We start from the raw sequence: 19,088 nt of genomic DNA, 5'->3' as shown, positions 1-19,088 counted from the left end.
AGTTTGAGTTGACGCTGTCATCTCAAGCTAGCAGTTGAGTTGACATTGTCAACCCAACGATCGGCTTATGCTCTGCGGGTGACGACAAGAGCCGAGAGCGCGGCGGCCACGCGTCGTTCGTTGGTCGAGGCGGCGGGCGTGCTGCTCGACCTCGGCGGCGTCGACGCGGTAACGCTGCGTGAGGTGGGTGCCCGCAGCGGTGTGTCGCGCACGGCCGCGTATCGCCACTTCGCCGACAAGGAGTCTTTGCTCGCCGAGCTGGCCACCAACGCATTGCGCGAATTGGGTGACGCACTCGAGGTGTTGGTGAACAGCGACGATTCGCCGGAGGAATGCTTGCGCTCGGCCCTGCTGTCGCTGATTGCCATCGGCCGCACCCGCCCGCATCTGTATCGCCTGATGTTCACCCCGCCGGCGGGCGACCCGACCGCGGCGATGCGGGCGGCCCAACGCACGCAGGGGCTGTTCCTGCAGATGGTGGGCCGCATCACCGGTCCGCAGCAGGCGCCACGCTATGGGGCGCTCATTTTGACGAGCGCGCACGGCATCACGGGCTTGGACTTGAGCGGCCACATGGATCTGGACAAATGGCACACCAGCGCCGAGGAACTCGTCGACACACTCATTTCGGTGCTGCCAAAAGCCGGATGAAGGCCTGCGCGGCCGCGTCCACGCCGGCATCGTCGTCGGTCGCGACGAGATCGAGCAGCAGTCCACGCGCGACGGCCAGCCCGAGCCGCGCCATAGCGGGGTCGACCCGAACGCCGGCTGCGGTTTTCAGGGCGTCGACTTCGGCCAGCCAGCCCTCGACTGCCCCGGGAACCATTCGGGCAAAAGGCTTTTCGCCCTGGGCAGCGCGGGCGTAGCACTCGAAGAAGAGACGCTCGGCTTCACGCAGTTCGGATCGACGGAGGTCGGCCCACAACGCCGCGAAACTTTCCGCCGGGTCGGTCGGCAGTTCGGCCAGCAAGCCCATCTGACGGCGCTCGACCGCCTCGACGATCGCCAGAAGCAGGTCTTCGCGAGAGCCGAAGTGGTGCAACAGCATTCGGTGGCTGGTACCGACCGCAGTGGCCACCTCGCGCAGCGATCGGTCGCCGATGCCGCCGGTGGCGAACTCGGCGACGAGTGCATCGAGGAGCTGTTGGCGCCGCTCGGTGTCAGGGGTGCGCGCCATCCGCACGGCTGAGTCGCTCGGCGTGGGCCTTGAGGCCTTGGGCTTCCAGGTCGAGGAAGCGCTTGGTCTTTTTGGCCATCAGCCACCCGACGAGGGCGCCGAGCGCACCCCCCTGGTCGAGTTGCTGGCGCACCAGCGTGGGGCCGCCGGGCCGGGCGATGACGTCGTGGCGGGCGCTCACCCGCCCCCCGGGAGAGCGCTGCACCCAGGTCCAGGACCTACCGGGATCGAGCTCGGTGACCCGCCACACCAGCTTCGGCATCCCGGGCTGCTTGATCGCGAAGCGTCTGCCCACGGCGAGGGCCGCGGCGTCCAGCCCGATCAGGGAGGTCACCGAGGCGGTCCAGTCCGGCCAGTGCTCGACGTCGGTGAAGACGTCCCAGACGAGTTGCGGGGGTGCGTCGATCTCCACACTGTCTTCGGTAATCATGTACCAAATGGTACATCGTCGGCGCGGGATACTGGAGAACGGAATGGACTCCGACGGCGCGCGGGGCACGCCTGCGACACGCAAACACAAGTTGTTGTGTTGCGGTCGCTTGTCGTACCCCAGGGGTAGTGTCTGGGGCCTGAGATTCATCCGGAAAAACGGCGCGTGAAGTGGGGTTCTGGTGTCCGAAAACATGAAGCTGATCGACCGCGTTTCGGCGATCAACTGGAACCGGCTGCAAGACGAAAAGGACGCCGAGGTGTGGGACCGGCTGACCGGCAACTTCTGGCTGCCGGAAAAGGTGCCGGTGTCCAACGACCTGCCGTCGTGGGGCACCCTGACCGCTCACGAAAAGCAGATGACCATGCGGGTGTTCACCGGCCTGACGCTGCTGGACACCATCCAGGGCACGGTCGGGGCGGTCAGCCTCATTCCCGACGCGCTGACCCCGCACGAGGAAGCGGTGTACACCAACATCGCCTTCATGGAGTCGGTGCATGCCCGCAGCTACAGCAACATCTTCTCCACGCTGTGCTCGACCGCCGAGATCGACGACGCCTTCCGCTGGTCGGAGGAGAACCCCAACCTGCAGCGCAAGGCCGAGATCGTCATGCAGTACTACAAGGGCGACGAGCCGCTCAAACGCAAGGTCGCCTCGACGCTGCTGGAGAGCTTCCTGTTCTACTCCGGCTTCTATCTGCCGATGTACTGGTCGAGCCGGGCCAAGCTGACCAACACCGCCGACATGATCCGGCTGATCATCCGCGACGAGGCCGTGCACGGTTACTACATCGGCTACAAGTTCCAGCGCGGCCTGGCCCTGGTGGACGACGCGCGCAAGCAGGAGCTCAAGGACTACACCTATGAGCTGCTCTTCGAGCTCTACGACAACGAGGTCGAATACACCCAGGATCTCTACGACGAGGTCGGGCTGACCGAGGACGTCAAGAAGTTCCTGCGTTACAACGCGAATAAGGCGCTGATGAACCTCGGTTACGAGGCGCTGTTCCCGCGCGACGAGACCGACGTCAACCCGGCCATCCTGTCGGCGCTGTCACCCAACGCCGACGAGAACCACGACTTCTTCTCCGGCTCGGGCTCGTCGTACGTGATCGGCAAGGCCGTCGTCACCGAGGACGAGGACTGGGACTTCTGAGCGGTTCGTGAACGACGCATGAATTATCGGTAGGGCGCTTTTCACCCGCTGGCGCGGGTGATGCGGCTGCCCTGACACTGTTGAGGTGACGAATACCGCCGCCTCCGCCACCACCAATTTCTGCCGTTCTGTGCTGCGCTGGCTGCGCGCCGGCTACCCCGAGGGCGTTCCGGGGCCCGACCGGGTGCCGCTGCTGGCGCTGCTGCGCAGCACGCCGCTGACCGAAGAGCAGATCGCCGAGGTGGTGCACAACATCACGGCGGACGGCTCCCCGGCGATCGCCGATGGTGTGATCGACCGCGACGAGATCGCCCACTTCATCTCCGACATGACCCACTACGACGCCGGGCCGGAGAACATCGTCCGGGTGGCGGCCACGCTGGCCGCCGTCGGGTGGCCGCTGGCCGGCATCGACGTCAGCGAGGTCATCCCCGGTGACGAGTGGGGAGAGGCCGCCGAAATCGCCGCCCGCAGTGGCGCTTCCGAGAAGGCGCCGGGCCGTTCCCGTTAGGCGCATCAGCGCCCGGCGCCCTACAGCTTCGAGATGTCGATGACGAAGCGGTAGCGCACGTCGCTGGCCAGGACGCGCTCGTAGGCCTCGTTGATGTAGTCGGGCTCGATCAGCTCGATTTCCGGGGTCACGTTGTGCTCGGCGCAGAAGTCCAGCATCTCCTGGGTTTCGGCGATGCCGCCGATGTTCGACCCGGACAGGCTGCGGCGCGCCAGCGCCAGCGGGAAAGCGCCCACTTCCATGGGATGCTCGGGAATGCCCAGTTCGACGAGCGTGCCGTCGACGTCGAGCAGGCCAAGATAGTCGTTGAGGTTCAGGTTCGCCGAGACCGTGTTCAGGATCAGGTCGAAGCTGTTGCGCAGCTTCGTGAAGGTCTCGCGCTCGGCGGTGGCGTAGTAGTGCTTGGCGCCCAGCCGCAGCCCGTCTTCCATCTTCTTCAGCGACTGCGACAGCACCGTCACATCGGCACCCATCGCCGCGCCCAGCTTGACGCCCATGTGGCCCAGCCCGCCCAGGCCGATGATCGCCAGGCGGGTGTCCTTGCCCGCCTTCCAGTGCCGCAGCGGCGAGAACAGCGTGATGCCCGCGCACAACAGCGGCGCCGCCTTGTCCAGCGGCAGCGAGTCGGGGATGCGCAACACGAAGTTCTCGTCGACGACGACCGCCTGGCTGTAACCGCCCTGCGTGATCGTGCCGTCCTTGTCGGTGGCGTTGTAGGTGAAGGTGGCACCGTTTTTGCAGTAGTTCTCGAGGCCGGCCTTACAGCTGCTGCACTGACCGCAGGAGTTCACCATGCAGCCCACCCCGACGTGGTCACCCACCTTGTGCTTGGTGACCGCGGAGCCCACCGCGGTCACCACACCGGCGATCTCGTGGCCGACGACCAACGGGTAATTCGGTATTCCCCATTCGCCCTTGGCCGTGTGGATGTCGGAGTGGCAGATTCCGGCGAACTTGATGTCGATCGCCACGTCGTGCGGACCGGGGTCACGCCGCTCGATGGTGGTCTTGGTCAGCGGTGCCGTCGGTGAGGTGGCCGCATACGCCGAAACTGTGCTCATGAGAGTCCCTTTTCCATTTGATACGTCTTCAAGAAGTTTAGCTAGAGTAAAAGTTCGTCCGCCATCCAAGGCGGCGAATATCACCTTATGGCGGACAGTGCGTTCCGGGCGGCGGGCGTCAGTTGATCGGGGCGTTCACCAGGCGCAGGTCGTCGACGATGCCGCGGGCCGCGATCAGGCCCTCGCCGGTTTGCCAGATCTCGTCGTTGACGACGTAGACCCGGTTGTCGCGATTGGCCGACAGCTTGCGCCACGGGTCGCTGTCCAGGATCGTCGCGGCCCGGTCGGCGGCGGCCGGGGTGGCGCAGGACAGGTACACCACGTCGGCGTCGGCGATCGAGAGGTCCGGATTCTTCGCCAGGTCCGCGTCGGAGGCGCCGATCTCGATGTAGGGCTTGTCGGTGAACCGTTGCGCGGCCGGCCGGTCGACGCCGACCGCGCCGAGAACGCTGGCCGGGAAGTTGTTGGCGCCGTACACCCGGATGGCGCCGGCCGTCAGCTGCACGATCGACGCCTGGTAGTGGGAGGCGTCGTGCCGCGCGCCGACATCGCTCGCCCGCTGCGAGAAGCCGCTGATCAGCGCGTCCGCCGCGGCGCCGCGGCCGGTGGCGGCGCCGACCGTTCGCAGGTTGTCCTGCCAGGCCGCGCCGGGTGCGGCGGTGAACACGGTCGGGGCGATCGGGGTCAGCTGCGGATACAGCGTCGGTGTCAGCCCTTGCGATCCCAGGATCAGATCGGGGTGAGCGGCCGCGATCGCCTTCACGTCCGGGTGGGAGCGGGTGCCGACACCGGGCACGCCGTGCACCGCGCCGCCCAGATAGGCGGGCTGACCCGAGGAACCGTCCGGCACCGCGGCGCCGACCACCCGCGATTGCAGGCCCAGCGCGCACAGCGTGTCCAGCTGGTCGCCGGAGAGCACCACGATGCGCTGCGGATCGGCGGGCACCCGCACAACGTCCGGGGCGACGCCCGCCACGTTGTGGACCTGACGCTTGGCCGGGCCGGGATCGGCCGCGGCGGCGTCACGCGCGCAGGATTCGTCGGGCCGACGGTCGTTTCCGAGCACGCCGGCGCCGGCGATCTGGGTGGTGGGGGTCACGAGCGAACGGGTTGTCTGGCCGGCGGGCCGCTCGGATCCGCAGGCGCTGCAGGCCAGGACGAGCGCCGCCGTCGCCGCGGTCAGCCGGGCCGGTCTGATCACGCCGAACAACACCCGTCAGACGCTAACATTCGACGGACGCGCCGCGCCGTTGAGCCATTTACGACAGTTTGTAGGACCAGCCCTGACGTCGTCGTGATCGACGGCTAAGATTCGACTCGATACCGATTTTTGGGCCAGTGTCCGACCCGGATGTTTGGAGAAGCTGTTGACAGCCGAAGCGCCCCCCTTGGGAGAACTAGAGGCCGTTCGTCCCTACCCGGACCGCATGGGCCCCAAAGGGAACCTCGTCTACAAACTGATCACCACCACCGATCACAAGATGATCGGCATCATGTACACCGTCACCTGCTTCGCCTTCTTCTTCATAGGCGGGCTGATGGCGTTGCTGATGCGCACCGAGCTGGCCGCTCCCGGGCTGCAATTTCTGTCGAACGAGCAATTCAACCAGCTGTTCACCATGCACGGCACGATCATGCTGCTGCTGTACGCCACCCCGGTGGTGTTCGGTTTTGCCAACCTGGTGCTGCCGCTGCAGATCGGTGCGCCCGACGTGGCGTTCCCGCGGCTGAACGCCTTTTCGTTCTGGCTGTTCCTGTTCGGCGGGCTGATCGTGGCGTCCGGCTTCATCGTCCCGGGCGGGGCCGCAGACTTCGGCTGGACCGCCTACACGCCGCTGTCTGACGCCGTGCACTCACCCGGTGCCGGCGGGGACCTGTGGATCACCGGCCTGATCGTCGCCGGTCTGGGCACCATCCTCGGTGCGGTCAACATGATCACCACCGTGGTGTGCATGCGCGCTCCCGGCATGACGATGTTCCGGATGCCGATCTTCACCTGGAACATCCTGGTGACCTCGATCCTGATCCTGATCGCGTTCCCGATCCTGACCGCGGCGCTGTTCGGGCTGGCCGCCGACCGACATCTGGGCGCCCACGTCTATGACGCCGCCAACGGCGGAGTTCTGTTGTGGCAACACCTGTTCTGGTTCTTCGGCCATCCCGAGGTGTACATCATCGCGTTGCCGTTCTTCGGCATCATCACCGAGATCATCCCGGTGTTCTCGCGCAAGCCGGTGTTCGGTTACACCACGCTGGTTTACGCGACCCTGTCGATCGCCGCCCTGTCGGTCGCGGTGTGGGCACACCACATGTTCGCCACCGGAGCCGTTCTGCTGCCGTTCTTTTCGTTCATGACGTATCTGATCGCTGTGCCGACCGGGATCAAATTCTTCAACTGGATCGGCACGATGTGGAAGGGGCAGATCACCTTCGAGACGCCGATGCTGTTCTGCGTCGGCTTCCTGATCACCTTCCTACTGGGTGGTCTGACCGGCGTGATGCTCGCCAGCCCGCCGCTGGACTTCCACGTCACCGACAGCTACTTCGTGGTCGCGCACTTCCATTACGTGCTGTTCGGCACCATCGTGTTCGCCACCTTCGGCGGGGTGTACTTCTGGTTCCCGAAGATGACCGGCCGGCTGCTCGACGAGCGGCTGGGCAAGCTGCACTTCTGGCTGACCTTCATCGGGTTCCACACCACGTTCCTTGTGCAGCACTGGCTGGGCGACCTGGGCATGCCGCGCCGCTACGCGGACTACCTGCCCAGCGACGGCTTCCAGCCCTACAACGTCGCCTCGACGGTCGGCGCCTTCATCCTTGGCGCGTCGATGTTCCCGTTCGTTTGGAACGTCTTCAAGAGCTGGCGTTACGGCGAGGTCGTCACGGTCGACGACCCGTGGGGCTACGGCAACTCGCTGGAGTGGGCGACCAGCTGCCCGCCGCCGCGGCACAACTTCACCGAGCTGCCCCGAATCCGTTCGGAGCGTCCGGCGTTCGAGCTGCACTACCCGCACATGGTCGAGCGGCTGCGGGCCGAGGCGCACGTGGGCCGTCACGCCACGGCTTTCGAATCGCCGAAGGGCTTCGGACCGCGGACCGAACCCGATCGCTCGACCCCTCAGCAGTAGCGGCGGCAGTCCGAAGTGAACTCACCACCCAAGGTGTCGGTGCTGATCACCGTCACCGGCGTGGACCAACCCGGCGTGACGGCGACCCTGTTCGAGGCGCTGTCGCGGCACGGGGTCGAGCTCCTCAACGTCGAACAGGTGGTGATCCGGCACCGTCTGACGCTGGGCGTGCTGGTGTGCTGCCCGGCCGACGTCGCCGACGGCGCGCAGCTGCGCGAGGACGTCGAAACCGCCATCCGCAACGTGGGGCTCGACGTCACGATCGAGCGCAGCGACGACGTGCCGATCATGCGGAACCCCTCGACCCACACCATCTTCGTGCTCGGCCGGCCCATCACCGCCAGCGCGTTCGGCGCGGTGGCCCGTGAGGTGGCGGCGCTCGGCGTCAACATCGACCTGATCCGCGGTGTCTCCGACTATCCGGTGATCGGCCTGGAGCTGCGGGTCTCGGTGCCGCCGGGCGCGGACGCGGCGCTGCGGACCGCCCTGAACCGGGTGTCCAGCGAGGAACAGGTCGACGTGGCCGTCGAAGACTACAGCCTGGAACGACGGGCCAAGCGGCTCATCGTGTTCGACGTCGACTCGACGCTGGTGCAGGGCGAGGTGATCGAGATGCTGGCGGCCCGGGCGGGTGCGGAGGGCAAGGTTGCCGCGATCACCGACGCCGCGATGCGCGGTGAGCTGGACTTCGCGCAGTCGCTGCAGCAGCGGGTGGCGACGCTGGCGGGCCTGCCCGCCAGCGTTATCGACGAGGTCGCCGACCAGCTGGAACTGATGCCCGGCGCCCGCACCACGCTGCGGACCCTGCGGCGACTGGGTTATGCCTGCGGCGTCGTGTCCGGGGGTTTCCGCCGGATCATCGAGCCGCTGGCCGAGGAGCTGATGCTCGACTACGTCGCGGCCAACGAGCTGGAGATCGTCGACGGCACGCTCACCGGCCGGGTGATCGGGCCCATTATCGATCGGGCCGGAAAGGCCACGGCGCTAAGGGAATTCGCGAGCCAGGTGGGGGTGCCGATGGCGCAGACCGTCGCCGTTGGCGACGGCGCCAACGACATCGACATGCTGGCCGCCGCCGGGATGGGCATCGCGTTCAACGCCAAGCCCGCGCTGCGCGAGGTCGCCGACGCGTCGCTGAGCCATCCCTATCTGGACACCGTGTTGTTCCTGTTGGGCGTGACCCGCGGCGAAATCGAGGCCGCCGACGCGATCGACGGCGAGGTGCGCCGGGTGGAAATCCCGCCCAGCCCTTAGCGACCCGGCAGGTATTCGAGCATCGCGGTACGGCACGATGGTCGGGTGCTCGAGAACGGAGGCCGGAGGTGAAACCCGAGGTTTCGAGAGAATCCGAGGGTAGAACCGACCAGACTGGCGATGTAGGCGACCCCGATCTGCTGCTCGATTTCAGGCAGGTGTCGCTGAGGCGTGGCGGCAACGTCTTGGTCGGGCCGCTGGACTGGGCGGTCGAACTCGACGAACGCTGGGTGATCGTCGGGCCTAACGGGGCCGGCAAGACCTCGCTGCTGCGAATCGCCGCGGCGGCCGAACATCCCTCGTCCGGCGTCGCTTTCGTGCTCGGCGAGCGGCTGGGCCGGGTCGACGTGACCGAGTTGCGCTCCCGGATCGGGCTCAGCTCCTCGGCCCTGGCCCAGCGGATCCCCACCGACGAGGTGGTGCGCGATCTCGTCGTCTCGGCCGGTTACGCGGTGCTGGGCCGGTGGCGGGAGCGCTACGAGGACGTCGACTACCAACGCGCGATCGACATGCTGGAGAGCCTGGGCGCCGAGCACCTGGCGGACCGCACCTACGGAACCTTGTCGGAGGGTGAGCGCAAGCGGGTGTTGATCGCCCGCGCGCTGATGACCGATCCCGAGCTGCTGCTGCTCGACGAGCCCGCCGCCGGCCTGGACCTGGGCGGGCGTGAGGAGCTGGTCAGCCGGCTGGCCGACCTGGCCGCCGACCCGGAGGCGCCCGCCCTGGTGCTGGTCACCCACCACGTCGAGGAGATTCCGCCCGGGTTCAGTCACTGCATGCTGCTCTCGGAAGCCGAGGTGGTCGCCGCGGGACTGCTGACCGACGTGCTGACCGCCGAGAACCTGTCCACCGCCTTCGGCCAGGCGATCGCCCTCGACGTCGTCGACGGGCGCTACTTCGCCCGGCGAGTCCGCACCCGAGCAGCCCACCGGAGGCCGTTATGACGTCAGCCGACGAAGCCCCGCTGGTCGCACGGCCGGCCGCCACCGTGATGCTGGTGCGCGACGACCCCGCCGGCTTGAAGATCTTCCTGATGCGCCGCCATTCGAAGATGGAGTTCGCCCCGGGCGTCATCGTGTTCCCCGGTGGCGGCGTCGACGACCGCGACCGCAACGCCGATATCGCGTGGTCCGGTCCGGCGCCGGACTGGTGGGCACAGCGGTTTGGCATCGACACCGAGCTGGCCACTGCGCTGGTGTGTGCGGCGGCCCGGGAGACCTTCGAAGAGTCCGGGGTGCTCTTCGCCGGCCCGGCCGGCGACCCGGACGGCATCGTGCGCGACGCCTCGGTCTACGCCGACGCCCGGCGCGCCCTGGACGATCGGACGCTGTCGTTCGCCGATTTCCTGCGCACCGAAAACCTGGTGTTGCGCTCCGACCTGCTGCGGCCATGGGCCAACTGGGTCACGCCAGAGGCCGAGCGGACCCGCCGCTACGACACCTACTTCTTCGTGGCGGCGCTGCCCGAGGGCCAGCGCGCCGACGGGGAGAACGCCGAATCCGACCGGTTCGGCTGGGCATTGCCGCAGGATGCCATAGCCGACTTCGAGGCAGGCCGCAACGTCCTGCTGCCGCCGACTTGGACCCAATTGGATTCGCTGGCCGGCCGTAGCGTCGCCGACGTGCTGGCCGTCGAACGCCAAATCGCCCCCGTGCAACCCCTCCTTGAAAAGCGCGGCGACAACTGGGTTTTCGAATTCTTCGACTCCGATCGCTACCATCAGGCGCGCAAATCGGGCGGCATGGAGTGGCCCTTGTGAACGCTCGATCGAGCGAGTTCGTCAGCGCGGTGGTCAGCGACGGCTCGCAGGACGCCGGGCTGGCTATGTTGCTGCTGTCGCGGCCCCCGACGAACGCCATGACCCGCCAGGTCTATCGGGAAATCATCGCGGCGGCCGGGGAACTGGGCCGGCGCGACGACGTCTCCGCGGTGATCCTGTTCGGTGGACACGAGATCTTCTCCGCCGGCGACGACGTGCCCGAGCTGCGGACGCTGCGCGGCTCCGAGGCCGAGAGCCTGGCGCGGGTCCGCCAGGAGGCCATCGACGCTGTGGCGGCGATCCCCAAGCCGACCGTGGCCGCGATCACCGGATACGCGTTGGGCGCCGGTCTCACGCTGGCCCTGGCCGCCGACTGGCGGATCAGCGGGGACAACGTGAAGTTCGGCGCGACCGAAATCCTGGCCGGCCTGATGCCCGGCGGTGACGCGATGGCCCGCCTGACCCGGGCGGCGGGCGCGAGCAAGGCCAAGGAGCTGGTGTTCAGCGGCCGGTTTTTCGACGCCGACGAGGCGCTGGCGCTAGGACTCATCGACGAAATGGCGGCCCCCGACGACGTGTACGACGCCGCCGCCGGATGGGCGCGCCGTTTCCTCGACGGGCCGCGGCACGCGCTGGCCGCCGCCAAGGCCGGGATCAACGACGTCTACGACCTGGACCTGCCCGACCGGCTCGCCGCCGAACGGCGCCGCTACGTCGAGCTGTTCTCCCGTCAGGGCGGTGGCGGTCGGGTGGATCCCGGCGGCCGTTAGGCTGCCCTGCATGACCAGTTCGACCGACGCCGTTCCGACGCCTCACGCCACCGCTGAGCAGGTGGAAGCCGCCCGGCACGACAGCAAGCTGGCCCAGGTGCTCTACCACGACTGGGAGGCCGAGACTTACGACGACAAGTGGTCGATCTCCTATGACCAGCGCTGCATCGACTACGCGCGGGGCCGCTTCGACGCCATCGTGCCGGACGCGGTGCTGCGGGAGCTGCCCTACGGCCGGGCCCTCGAATTGGGCTGCGGGACAGGGTTTTTCCTGCTCAACCTGATCCAGTCCGGGGTGGCCCGGCGCGGATCGGTGACGGACCTGTCGCCGGGCATGGTCAAGGTCGCCACCCGCAACGGGCAGTCGCTGGGCCTCGACATCGACGGCCGGGTCGCCGACGCCGAGGGTATCCCGTACGAGGACAACACGTTCGACCTGGTCGTCGGGCATGCCGTGCTGCACCACATCCCCGACGTGGAGCTGTCGCTGCGCGAGGTGATCCGGGTGCTGCGCCCGGGCGGCCGGTTCGTCTTCGCCGGCGAGCCGACCAGCGCCGGCGACGTCTACGCCCGCGAGCTGTCCACCCTGACCTGGCGCATCGCCACCAACGTCACCAAGCTGCCCGGCCTGGGCAGCTGGCGGCGCCCGCAGGCCGAGCTCGACGAATCCTCGCGGGCCGCGGCGCTGGAGGCCATCGTCGACCTGCACACCTTCACCCCGGGCGACCTGGAGCGGATGGCCGAAAACGCCGGGGCTGTTCAGGTGCGGACGGTCAGCGAGGAGTTCACCGCCGCGATGTTCGGCTGGCCGGTGCGCACCTTCGAGGCGTCGGTGCCGCCCGGGCGCCTGGGCTGGGGCTGGGCGAAGTTCGCCTTCAACGGCTGGAAGACGCTCAGCTGGGTGGACGCCAACGTGTGGCGCCGCGTGGTCCCGAAGGGCTGGTTCTACAACGTGATGGTGACCGGGGTCAAACCTTCCTGAGCCGGGCAATCGAGTTCAGCGCGCAAGACGTCGGTTACCTGCGGTCGGCCGCGGGTGCCGCGGCGCTGGCGGACGTCGCCCAACTCGGGTTGACCGACGCCGGCCGGGTCGGCGACGTCGCCGCGGCCCGCGCCCGTTTCGGCGACCGGGCCGCGATCCTGGTGGAGACGGTTCTGTTGCGCCGCCGAGCCCTGGACAAGCTCGGCGCGCTGGTGGTGTCCGAGTGGCTGTTCACCGACGAGGCGCTGCAGCAGGCCACCGCGGCGCCGGTGGCGTTGCACCGGGCCAAGAGACTGACCGGCTTGGCCCCCGACGTCGCGGTGCACGACGTGACCTGTTCGATCGGCACCGACCTCGCCGCGCTGCAGGCCTGCGGGGTCACCGCGGTGGGCAGCGATATCGACCCGGTGCGGCTGGCGATGGCGCGCCACAACGTGGGGGAGGCGGCCTTGATCTGCCGCGCCGACGCTCTGCGCCCGATCACCCGCGACGCCGTGGTCGTGGCCGACCCGGCCCGTCGCGTCGAGGGCCGGCGCCGGTTGCGCATCGACGACTACCGGCCCGGCCTGCGCTCGCTGCTCGACGCCTACCGAGACCGGCGCTTCGTCGTGAAGTGCGCTCCCGGAATCGATTTCGGGCAGGTGCGGCGCCTGGGCTTCGGCGGCGAGATCGAGGTGACGTCCTATCGGGGTTCGGTTCGGGAAGCGTGCCTGTGGTCGGCCGGGCTGGCGCAGCCAGGCGTGGGCCGGCGGGCCAACATGCTGGACCGCGGCGAGCAGCTCACCGACGCCGATCCCGACCAGTGCGAAGTGCGGCCGGCCGGGCGCTGGATCGTCGACCCGGACGGCGCCGTGGTGCGGGCCGGGCTGGTGCGCCACTACGGCGCGCGGCACGGGCTGTGGCAGCTCGACCCCGACATCGCCTACCTGTCCGGCGATCGACTACCGGACGCCGACCGCGGCTTCGAGGTGCTCGAACAGCTGGTCTTCGACGAGCGCCGCCTTCGCCAGGCGCTGACGGCGCTGGACTGCGGCTCGCTCGAGGTGCTGGTGCGCGGGGTGCGGGTCGACCCCGACGCGCTGCGCAAACGGATGCGGCTGCGCGGGAGCCGCGCGCTGTCGGTGGTCATCGCCCGCATCGGCGCACGGACCGCCAGCAGGGCGATGGCGTTCGTTTGCCGGCCCTCCCGATAGCTTTGGGTACGCTGGCGGCGTCACTTCTCCGGGTCACCGGCCTGGGCACTTTCGCGAGGACGATTCCACGATGCGCTATCCGATAGCCGCTGCGCTGCTGGCGTCGGCGGTCTTCCTGGGCTGGCCGGCCACGGCCGAGCCGCCGTCGTGTGCCGGTTTGGGCGGCAGCGTCGAGGCCGGCCAGCTGTGCCATCTGCATGCCACCGGACCCAACTACACGCTCAACATGACCTTTCCCACCGACTATCCGGACGAACAGGCGCTGACCGACTACATCACCCAGAACCGGGACGGCTTCGTCGCCGTCGCGCAGAGTTCCGGTGGGCGCGACCAGCCCTACCAACTGGAGGCCACCACCGAACAGCACAGCGCCGGGCAGTCGCCGCATAACACCCGCAGCGTCGTGCTCAAGTTCTTCCAGGACGTCGGTGGATCGCACTCGTCGATCTGGTACAAGGCCTTCAATTACAACCTCGCGACCAAGCAGCCGCTGGTCTTCGACAACCTGTTCGCCCCGGGCACCACGCCGCTGGACGCCATCTTCCCGATCGTGCAGCGCGAGCTGGAACGTCAGACCCCTTTGGGCGCCGCCATTTTGCCGTCGACCGGTCATGACCCGACGCACTACCAGAATTTCGCGATCACCGATGATCAGCTGATCTTCTACTTCGCCCCGGGCGAGATGCTGCCGGCGTTCGGCGGGCCGCTGCAGGCCCAGGTGCCGCGCAACGCCATCCCGCCGCTGGCGGTCTAGACGGGGCCGGCCTGCAACTCCATCGCCACGGCGGCGACCGCCAGCGCGACCTGCGCGAGGCACCCGATGATCGGTACGAAAAACGCCCGCTGCCGGCGCACCAGCAGGTACACCGCGACCACGATGTCGATGAGCAGTAGGGCCGCGCCGCCCCATGCGCCCAGGTTCATGGCCCGGTCGATCCAGGCGGGGTCGCCGCACTTTTGGTAGCCGCACGGGTCGGTGCTCATCACGAGCAGTCCCAGCAGCACGAAGGTCGCGCCGTAGAGGCCGCCGTGGATGACCAGCAAGATGACCGTCACCACGATGTCGGCGGTGTTTCTGCGCCCGCTGCCTGCGGTGTTGGTCGTCACGGCGCCGTGCGCCGCGGGGTCGTCGATCGGCACTACAGCAGTATGTCCCGGTCAGGCCGGCGCAAAACCGTAAACCTGACCGTCGCTGGTGGCGGCCACCACGCGGCGATCCGTGCCGACCGATACCCCGACCGGATACCCGGTCGCCGCCGGCAGCGGAGAGCTGTTGAGCGTGCGGCCGCTGCCCGGATCGAACACCAGCAGCGACATGCCGGGGACGCCGTTCGCCGGCGGGCCGCTGACCACCGTGTAGCCGATGCCGCCGCCGGCCAGGCTCGACGTCGACAGGGGGAACACATCGTCGCGGCGCCACACCTGGTCGGCATGATCACCGGCGTCCTTGAACGCCGCCAGTCGGGTGTCGGGCCCGCCGCCCGCCACGATCAGCCCCTGCGGGGTGATCGCGGGTGGCGTCTGCGCCAGAAAGCCCAGCGGCGCCGACCATTTCACTTTCGCGTCGGCGGCCCGCAGCGCCCACAGGCGCTGGTCGCGGCCGTTGACGTAGATGGTCGATCCGTCGGCCGACAGCACCGGGCTGGCGATGACGCCGGCGCCGACGGCGTCGCTAGTCCATTCACGGGTGAGTAGCGGCGACTGCCCGGGGTGGTACTTCAGCCCCACCAGACTTGCGGCCGGGGCGCCGGGCTGCCAGACCCCGAGCACCACCATCCCGTTGACCGGCGAAAAGGCGGGCGCCGCCGCGACGGGACAACCCTGGCGGGCCGGGGCGCAATCGGCCAGCCCGCGCGCGGCGTCGGTGGGGTCGACGCCGTCGACCAGATCGAGCGGGCTGCCGCGCACCTGGCCGCGATGGGAGTCGAAGACCAGCACCTGGCCCAGGTGTGTCGTGACGAGCAGCTCGCCTCGGCCGAGAAACCGCGGCGTGGCGGGCATGCCGATCACCGGCTGGCGCCACCGCGTCCACTGGGTCACCGGGAAGGACAGGATCGCCCCGGGCTGGCCGACGTAGACGTTGTCGAAACCATCGAGCAGCGGGCCGCCGAAGCCGCCGCCCTGGGCGAGCCGCACGCACCAGCGCTGCCGCCCGTTGTCGTTGTTCTCCCACTCCATCAGCGAACACCCCGCCGGGGTCTGGGCGTTGAGGACCAGATAGCCGCGCGCGCTGAGCGCCGGTCCGGCGGCCAGGCTCCCCTTCACCGACCGGGTCCATTGCAGCGACAGCTGGGTGGCCCCGCCGACGGTGGTGTAGCTGCTGTTGGCGGCGTCGGCGTACTGGGCCGGCCAGCTTTGCGCGGCCACGGCGTCCACCCACGAGTCGGTGTTGCCGCAGCCGCCGAGCGTCACCGCGAGCACGGCCGCCAGCGCTACGGACGAACAACACCGGAGCCCACTGACGAGTCGTCGGGCAAGCACGTCGGTTTCAAGTCCTTCCGCAGGGGCGTTCGGCGGGTGCGGCGATCGAGTACACGTGAGGGTAGCGCTTGGCCACTCGACTAGGCTTTCCGGCCATGACATCCATGTGGGGTGCCCCGGTCCATCGTCGTTGGCGTGGATCAAATCTGCGCGACCCGCGCCAGGCCAAATTCCTCACGCTGGCCTCGCTGAAATGGGTCTTGCGCAACCGCGCGTACACCCCGTGGTACCTGGTGCGCTATTGGCGACTGCTGAAGTTCAAGCTGGCCAACCCGCACATCATCACCCGCGGCATGGTGTTTCTCGGCAAGGGCGTGGAGATCCATGCGACGCCCGAGCTCGCGCAGCTCGAGATCGGCCGCTGGGTGCACATCGGCGACAAGAACACCATCCGCGCGCACGAGGGCTCACTGCGGTTCGGCGACAAGGTGGTGCTGGGTCGCGACAACGTCATCAACGCCTACCTCGACATCGAGCTCGGCGACTCGGTGTTGATGGCCGACTGGTGCTACGTCTGCGATTTCGACCACCGCATGGACAACATCGACCTGCCGATCAAGGACCAGGGCATCGTCAAATCCCCGGTCCGGATCGGTCCGGACACCTGGGTGGGCGTCAAGGTATCGGTGCTGCGCGGCACGTCCATCGGGCGTGGTTGCGTGCTGGGGTCTCACGCGGTGGTCCGCGGGGTGATCCCGGACTACTCGATCGCGGTCGGCGCGCCGGCCAAGGTGGTCAAGAACCGTCAGCTCGCCTGGGAGAGCTCGGCCGCGCAGCGCGCCGAACTGGCGGCCGCGCTGGCCGACATCGAGCGCAAAAAGGCGGCTCGCTAGCGGCGAGACGGCGGGCGTATTGCGCTCAGATGCTCTGGTAGCGCCGCAGCGCCTCGGCGCGCTCGAGGGCATGGTCGACTATCGGCACGGGATAGCCGTCGGGACGCCGGCCTCTGCGCAGGTGCACGTCGTCGGCCGCCCGCAGCTCGGGCACCCAGCGCCGGATGTAGTCGCCCGACGGGTCGAACTTCTCACCCTGGGTGATCGGGTTGAACACCCGGAAGTAGGGGGCGGCGTCGGTGCCGCAGCCCGCGCACCACTGCCAGCCGTGCTGGTTGTTCGCCATGTCGCCGTCGACCAACTGATCCAGGAACCATTCGGCCCCCCACTGCCACGGCAGGTGCAGGTCCTTGACCAGAAACGAGGCCACGGCCATCCGCACCCGGTTGTGCATGAATCCGGTCTCGCGCAGCTGGCGCATCCCCGCATCCACGAACGGAAAGCCCGTCTCGCCGGCCTTCCACGCCTCGAAGCGGCGGGCGGCGTGCGCGTCGGTGTCGGTCTGGATGCCGTCGAAATCGCTGTTCCAGTTGCACCAGGCGCTGGACGGCCAGTGGTGCAGCACGTCGGCGTAGAAGTCGCGAAAAGCCAACTCCCGCAAGAAGCCCTGTGCCCCGTCGCTGCGCGCGTCCAGGTCGGCGGCCAGGGTGCGGGGATGAATGGCGCCGAACTTCAGGTGCGCCGACATGCGGCTGGTCCCGGTCAGGTCGGGCCGGTTGCGGTCCCGGGCATACCTCTGTAAGCCGTTGTCGACGAACGACTTCCACTGTTTGCGTGCCGCCGCCTCCCCGGCGGGCACCTCGAGGGCGAGACCGGGATCGGGGATGTCACACTGCTCGATTCGCACCCCGGCCGGATCCAGCCACTGTGCGCACCCGGCATCCGACTTGGCCGGTTCTCGCCAGCCGATCTTGCGCCACTGCCGCAGAAACGGGGTGAACACTTTGTAGGGTGAGCCATCCGGTTTGACGACGCGGCCGGGCGAGACGAGGTACGGCGACCCCGTCGCCACCAGCGGCACCGGACCCAGCGCCGCGCGCACCCGTTCGTCACGGCGCTTGCCGAACGGCGCGAAATCTTCGGAGACGTGCACCGACGACGCCCCGGTTTCTGTGACGATGCGGGGAAGTTGCGTGTGGGGCTGCCCGCGGGTGACCAGCAGCCGGCCGTCGAGGTCGTCGCGCAGCCGCCGCAGCGAGTCACCCAGGTACTGCAGTCGCCGTTGTCCCGAAGACCTTTCCAGGCGCGGGTCCAGCACGAAGCAGGCGAGCACCTCACCGTTCTCGGCCGCGGCCAGCAACGCCGGATGATCGCGCAACCGCAGATCGCGGCGAAACCACAACAGTGCCGGCATGATCAGCGGTTGAGTCGTTGGATGTGGGCGGACAGGACGGTCGCGAAGCCACACCACAGCGGGTAGGGCAGCAACGCCAGCCCGCCGCCGGCTGTGGCGGCGGACGTGCGCCTGACCAGATCGGCGCTACTGGCCGTCAGCGCCGCCGCCCCGACCGCGGCCGCCCCGAGTTTGTGGTACCGGAAGAACAGCCAACTCCATCCGGCGTTCAGGAGCAGGTTCACCGCCAGCGCCGCCGCGTAGCCGCGGGCCTTGTCGTGCTGCCCGGTCGCCCGGAGACGGTCGAGGGCTACTGCCGAGGTGACCGCGATGTCGCCGTAGAGCGTGATCCACGCCGCGGGGAAGGCGGCTCGCGGTGGCTGGTAGGCGGGCTTGCGAAGCCTCGAGTACCACCGCGACATGGCGTCGCGGCTGGCGACGCTGCCGGCTCCGGCGGTTGCGGCGACGGCCAGGCTGGTCGCGGCCAGTATCGACCTGTTCACGGCGTGCTCCGTTCTGGTTGTTTCCGGTCCGCTTGGTGCTCAACGGCTTTGGCGCGTGCCGGGTTGGTGGGCCACCAGATCCGGTCGCCGATGAGGGCGAACAACGCCGGGATTACCAGCGTACGCACCACGAAGGTGTCGAGCAGTATCCCCAGGCCGACGATGATGCCAGTTGGGTCAGCACGATCAACGGCAACACCCCGAGTACGCAGAACACGGCGGCCAAAACGATTCCGGCGCTGGTGATTACGCCACCGGTAACCGATACCGCCCGCACCATCGGATCGAGCGCGCCGGGTCGCGCGGCTGCCTCGCGGGCCCGGGTGAGGAGAAAAATCGTGTAGTCCACCCCGAGGGCCGCCAAGAACAGGAAGGCGAACAGCGGGGTGGTGTTGTCCAGCGCCGGAAACCCGAAGACATGCAGGCTCGCCCCCCCCCCCAAGCCCACCCCCGCCACCCCAGCCACGCAACAGGCCGGCCACACCGTCGGGGGGGCGCGGGCCCCGCGCCGCCCCAC

19 protein-coding genes and 2 pseudogenes are annotated in these 19,088 nt (G+C 68.5%); 12 read left to right on the top strand and 9 right to left on the bottom strand.

Annotated features, from left to right (window positions below):
- The first annotated feature begins 78 nt into the window (after nt 1–78).
- Entirely contained in the window at nt 79–651 is a 573-nt protein-coding gene (locus BST14_RS10000; RefSeq protein ID WP_083064352.1) for a TetR/AcrR family transcriptional regulator, read from the top strand.
- On the opposite strand, the gene BST14_RS09995 is transcribed toward BST14_RS10000, so the two are convergent.
- The gene (locus BST14_RS09995; RefSeq protein ID WP_083064351.1) at nt 623–1,177 is read right to left on the bottom strand and encodes a TetR/AcrR family transcriptional regulator; all 555 of its coding nucleotides are present in this window, start codon (nt 1,175–1,177) and stop codon (nt 623–625) included. The two genes, BST14_RS10000 and BST14_RS09995, sit on opposite strands and share 29 nt — an antisense overlap.
- Nucleotides 1,161–1,607 carry an SRPBCC family protein gene (locus tag BST14_RS09990; protein WP_083064350.1) on the bottom strand — a complete coding sequence of 149 codons (447 nt, stop codon included), beginning with the start codon at nt 1,605–1,607 and terminating at the stop codon, nt 1,161–1,163. The genes BST14_RS09995 and BST14_RS09990 overlap by 17 nt, the downstream gene beginning before the upstream one ends.
- Nucleotides 1,608–1,788: 181 nt before the next feature.
- Here BST14_RS09990 and nrdF point away from each other — a divergent pair, with 181 nt between their 5' ends.
- Together nrdF and BST14_RS09980 are read left to right on the top strand one after the other, a co-directional pair.
- Nucleotides 1,789–2,763 carry a class 1b ribonucleoside-diphosphate reductase subunit beta gene (nrdF, locus tag BST14_RS09985; protein ID WP_205869319.1) on the top strand — a complete coding sequence of 325 codons (975 nt, stop codon included), beginning with the start codon at nt 1,789–1,791 and terminating at the stop codon, nt 2,761–2,763.
- Between the two features lie 85 nt (nt 2,764–2,848).
- Complete coding sequence (locus BST14_RS09980) at nt 2,849–3,274, top strand: DUF3349 domain-containing protein (protein WP_083064349.1); 426 nt, start codon at nt 2,849–2,851, stop codon at nt 3,272–3,274.
- Nucleotides 3,275–3,294: 20 nt separating this feature from the next.
- Here BST14_RS09980 and BST14_RS09975 read toward each other — a convergent pair whose 3' ends face one another.
- Nucleotides 3,295–4,335 carry an NAD(P)-dependent alcohol dehydrogenase gene (locus tag BST14_RS09975; RefSeq protein ID WP_083064348.1) on the bottom strand — a complete coding sequence of 347 codons (1,041 nt, stop codon included), beginning with the start codon at nt 4,333–4,335 and terminating at the stop codon, nt 3,295–3,297.
- A gap of 118 nt (nt 4,336–4,453) precedes the next feature.
- Nucleotides 4,454–5,533 (bottom strand): iron-siderophore ABC transporter substrate-binding protein, encoded by a 1,080-nt coding sequence (locus tag BST14_RS09970; protein ID WP_245845361.1) that lies wholly within the window; start codon nt 5,531–5,533, stop codon nt 4,454–4,456.
- Between the two features lie 169 nt (nt 5,534–5,702).
- On the opposite strand from BST14_RS09970, the gene ctaD reads away from it, so the two are divergent.
- The 8 genes and pseudogenes from ctaD (at nt 5,703) to BST14_RS09930 (ending at nt 14,175) form a co-directional block, all read left to right on the top strand.
- Nucleotides 5,703–7,463 (top strand): aa3-type cytochrome oxidase subunit I, encoded by a 1,761-nt coding sequence (ctaD, locus tag BST14_RS09965; RefSeq protein ID WP_245845356.1) that lies wholly within the window; start codon nt 5,703–5,705, stop codon nt 7,461–7,463.
- Between the two features lie 15 nt (nt 7,464–7,478).
- A complete protein-coding gene (serB, locus tag BST14_RS09960) occupies nt 7,479–8,717 on the top strand; it encodes a phosphoserine phosphatase SerB (RefSeq protein ID WP_083064345.1) in 1,239 nt (412 codons plus the stop codon).
- A 21-nt stretch (nt 8,718–8,738) separates the two neighbouring features.
- A pseudogene (locus tag BST14_RS09955) lies at nt 8,739–9,661 on the top strand (ABC transporter ATP-binding protein).
- Nucleotides 9,658–10,476, top strand: coding sequence for an NUDIX hydrolase (locus BST14_RS09950; protein WP_083064343.1), 819 nt, complete (start codon nt 9,658–9,660; stop codon nt 10,474–10,476). The pseudogene BST14_RS09955 and the gene BST14_RS09950 overlap by 4 nt, the downstream one beginning before the upstream one ends.
- 65 nt (nt 10,477–10,541) lie before the next feature.
- Nucleotides 10,542–11,246 (top strand): enoyl-CoA hydratase, encoded by a 705-nt coding sequence (locus tag BST14_RS09945; protein WP_245845360.1) that lies wholly within the window; start codon nt 10,542–10,544, stop codon nt 11,244–11,246.
- Nucleotides 11,247–11,256: 10 nt separating this feature from the next.
- Complete coding sequence (locus BST14_RS09940) at nt 11,257–12,228, top strand: class I SAM-dependent methyltransferase (protein WP_083064413.1); 972 nt, start codon at nt 11,257–11,259, stop codon at nt 12,226–12,228.
- Entirely contained in the window at nt 12,186–13,421 is a 1,236-nt protein-coding gene (locus BST14_RS09935) for a class I SAM-dependent methyltransferase (RefSeq protein WP_083064414.1), read from the top strand. The genes BST14_RS09940 and BST14_RS09935 overlap by 43 nt, the downstream gene beginning before the upstream one ends.
- 70 nt (nt 13,422–13,491) lie before the next feature.
- Nucleotides 13,492–14,175, top strand: coding sequence for an esterase (locus BST14_RS09930; RefSeq protein ID WP_083064342.1), 684 nt, complete (start codon nt 13,492–13,494; stop codon nt 14,173–14,175).
- Here BST14_RS09930 and BST14_RS09925 read toward each other — a convergent pair.
- Nucleotides 14,172–14,561 carry a DUF6264 family protein gene (locus BST14_RS09925; RefSeq protein WP_083064341.1) on the bottom strand — a complete coding sequence of 130 codons (390 nt, stop codon included), beginning with the start codon at nt 14,559–14,561 and terminating at the stop codon, nt 14,172–14,174. The genes BST14_RS09930 and BST14_RS09925 overlap by 4 nt on opposite strands.
- An 18-nt stretch (nt 14,562–14,579) precedes the next feature.
- A complete protein-coding gene (locus tag BST14_RS09920; RefSeq protein WP_083064340.1) occupies nt 14,580–15,902 on the bottom strand; it encodes an outer membrane protein assembly factor BamB family protein in 1,323 nt (440 codons plus the stop codon).
- A 95-nt stretch (nt 15,903–15,997) separates the two neighbouring features.
- Here BST14_RS09920 and BST14_RS09915 point away from each other — a divergent pair, with 95 nt between their 5' ends.
- Nucleotides 15,998–16,735, top strand: coding sequence for an acyltransferase (locus BST14_RS09915; RefSeq protein WP_066862245.1), 738 nt, complete (start codon nt 15,998–16,000; stop codon nt 16,733–16,735).
- 25 nt (nt 16,736–16,760) lie between these two features.
- Here BST14_RS09915 and BST14_RS09910 read toward each other — a convergent pair whose 3' ends face one another.
- The 3 genes and pseudogenes from BST14_RS09910 to BST14_RS09900 form a co-directional block, all read right to left on the bottom strand.
- Complete coding sequence (locus tag BST14_RS09910; RefSeq protein ID WP_083064339.1) at nt 16,761–18,089, bottom strand: cryptochrome/photolyase family protein; 1,329 nt, start codon at nt 18,087–18,089, stop codon at nt 16,761–16,763.
- A gap of 2 nt (nt 18,090–18,091) precedes the next feature.
- Nucleotides 18,092–18,571: a TspO/MBR family protein gene (locus BST14_RS09905; protein WP_083064338.1), complete on the bottom strand. Its 480-nt coding sequence runs from the start codon at nt 18,569–18,571 to the stop codon at nt 18,092–18,094.
- Nucleotides 18,568–19,088: pseudogene (locus BST14_RS09900) on the bottom strand (MMPL family transporter); the annotation flags it as partial. The pseudogene BST14_RS09900 and the gene BST14_RS09905, both read right to left, overlap by 4 nt.

The organism is Mycobacterium arosiense ATCC BAA-1401 = DSM 45069 (assembly GCF_002086125.1).
Classification (GTDB): domain Bacteria; phylum Actinomycetota; class Actinomycetes; order Mycobacteriales; family Mycobacteriaceae; genus Mycobacterium; species Mycobacterium arosiense.
This window is presented reverse-complemented; position numbering and strand designations above follow the sequence as displayed.

Excerpts from the sequence above, each read along its gene's own strand:
- BST14_RS09995 (WP_083064351.1), bottom strand. The coding sequence starts at position 1,177 with ATGGCGCGCACCCCTGACACCGAGCGGCGCCAACAGCTCCTCGATGCA.
- BST14_RS09990 (WP_083064350.1), bottom strand. The coding sequence starts at position 1,607 with ATGATTACCGAAGACAGTGTGGAGATCGACGCACCCCCGCAACTCGTC.
- BST14_RS09975 (WP_083064348.1), bottom strand. The coding sequence starts at position 4,335 with ATGAGCACAGTTTCGGCGTATGCGGCCACCTCACCGACGGCACCGCTG.
- BST14_RS09950 (WP_083064343.1), top strand. The coding sequence starts at position 9,658 with ATGACGTCAGCCGACGAAGCCCCGCTGGTCGCACGGCCGGCCGCCACC.
- BST14_RS09945 (WP_245845360.1), top strand. The coding sequence starts at position 10,542 with ATGTTGCTGCTGTCGCGGCCCCCGACGAACGCCATGACCCGCCAGGTC.
- BST14_RS09940 (WP_083064413.1), top strand. The coding sequence starts at position 11,257 with ATGACCAGTTCGACCGACGCCGTTCCGACGCCTCACGCCACCGCTGAG.
- BST14_RS09930 (WP_083064342.1), top strand. The coding sequence starts at position 13,492 with ATGCGCTATCCGATAGCCGCTGCGCTGCTGGCGTCGGCGGTCTTCCTG.
- BST14_RS09915 (WP_066862245.1), top strand. The coding sequence starts at position 15,998 with ATGACATCCATGTGGGGTGCCCCGGTCCATCGTCGTTGGCGTGGATCA.
- BST14_RS09910 (WP_083064339.1), bottom strand. The coding sequence starts at position 18,089 with ATGCCGGCACTGTTGTGGTTTCGCCGCGATCTGCGGTTGCGCGATCAT.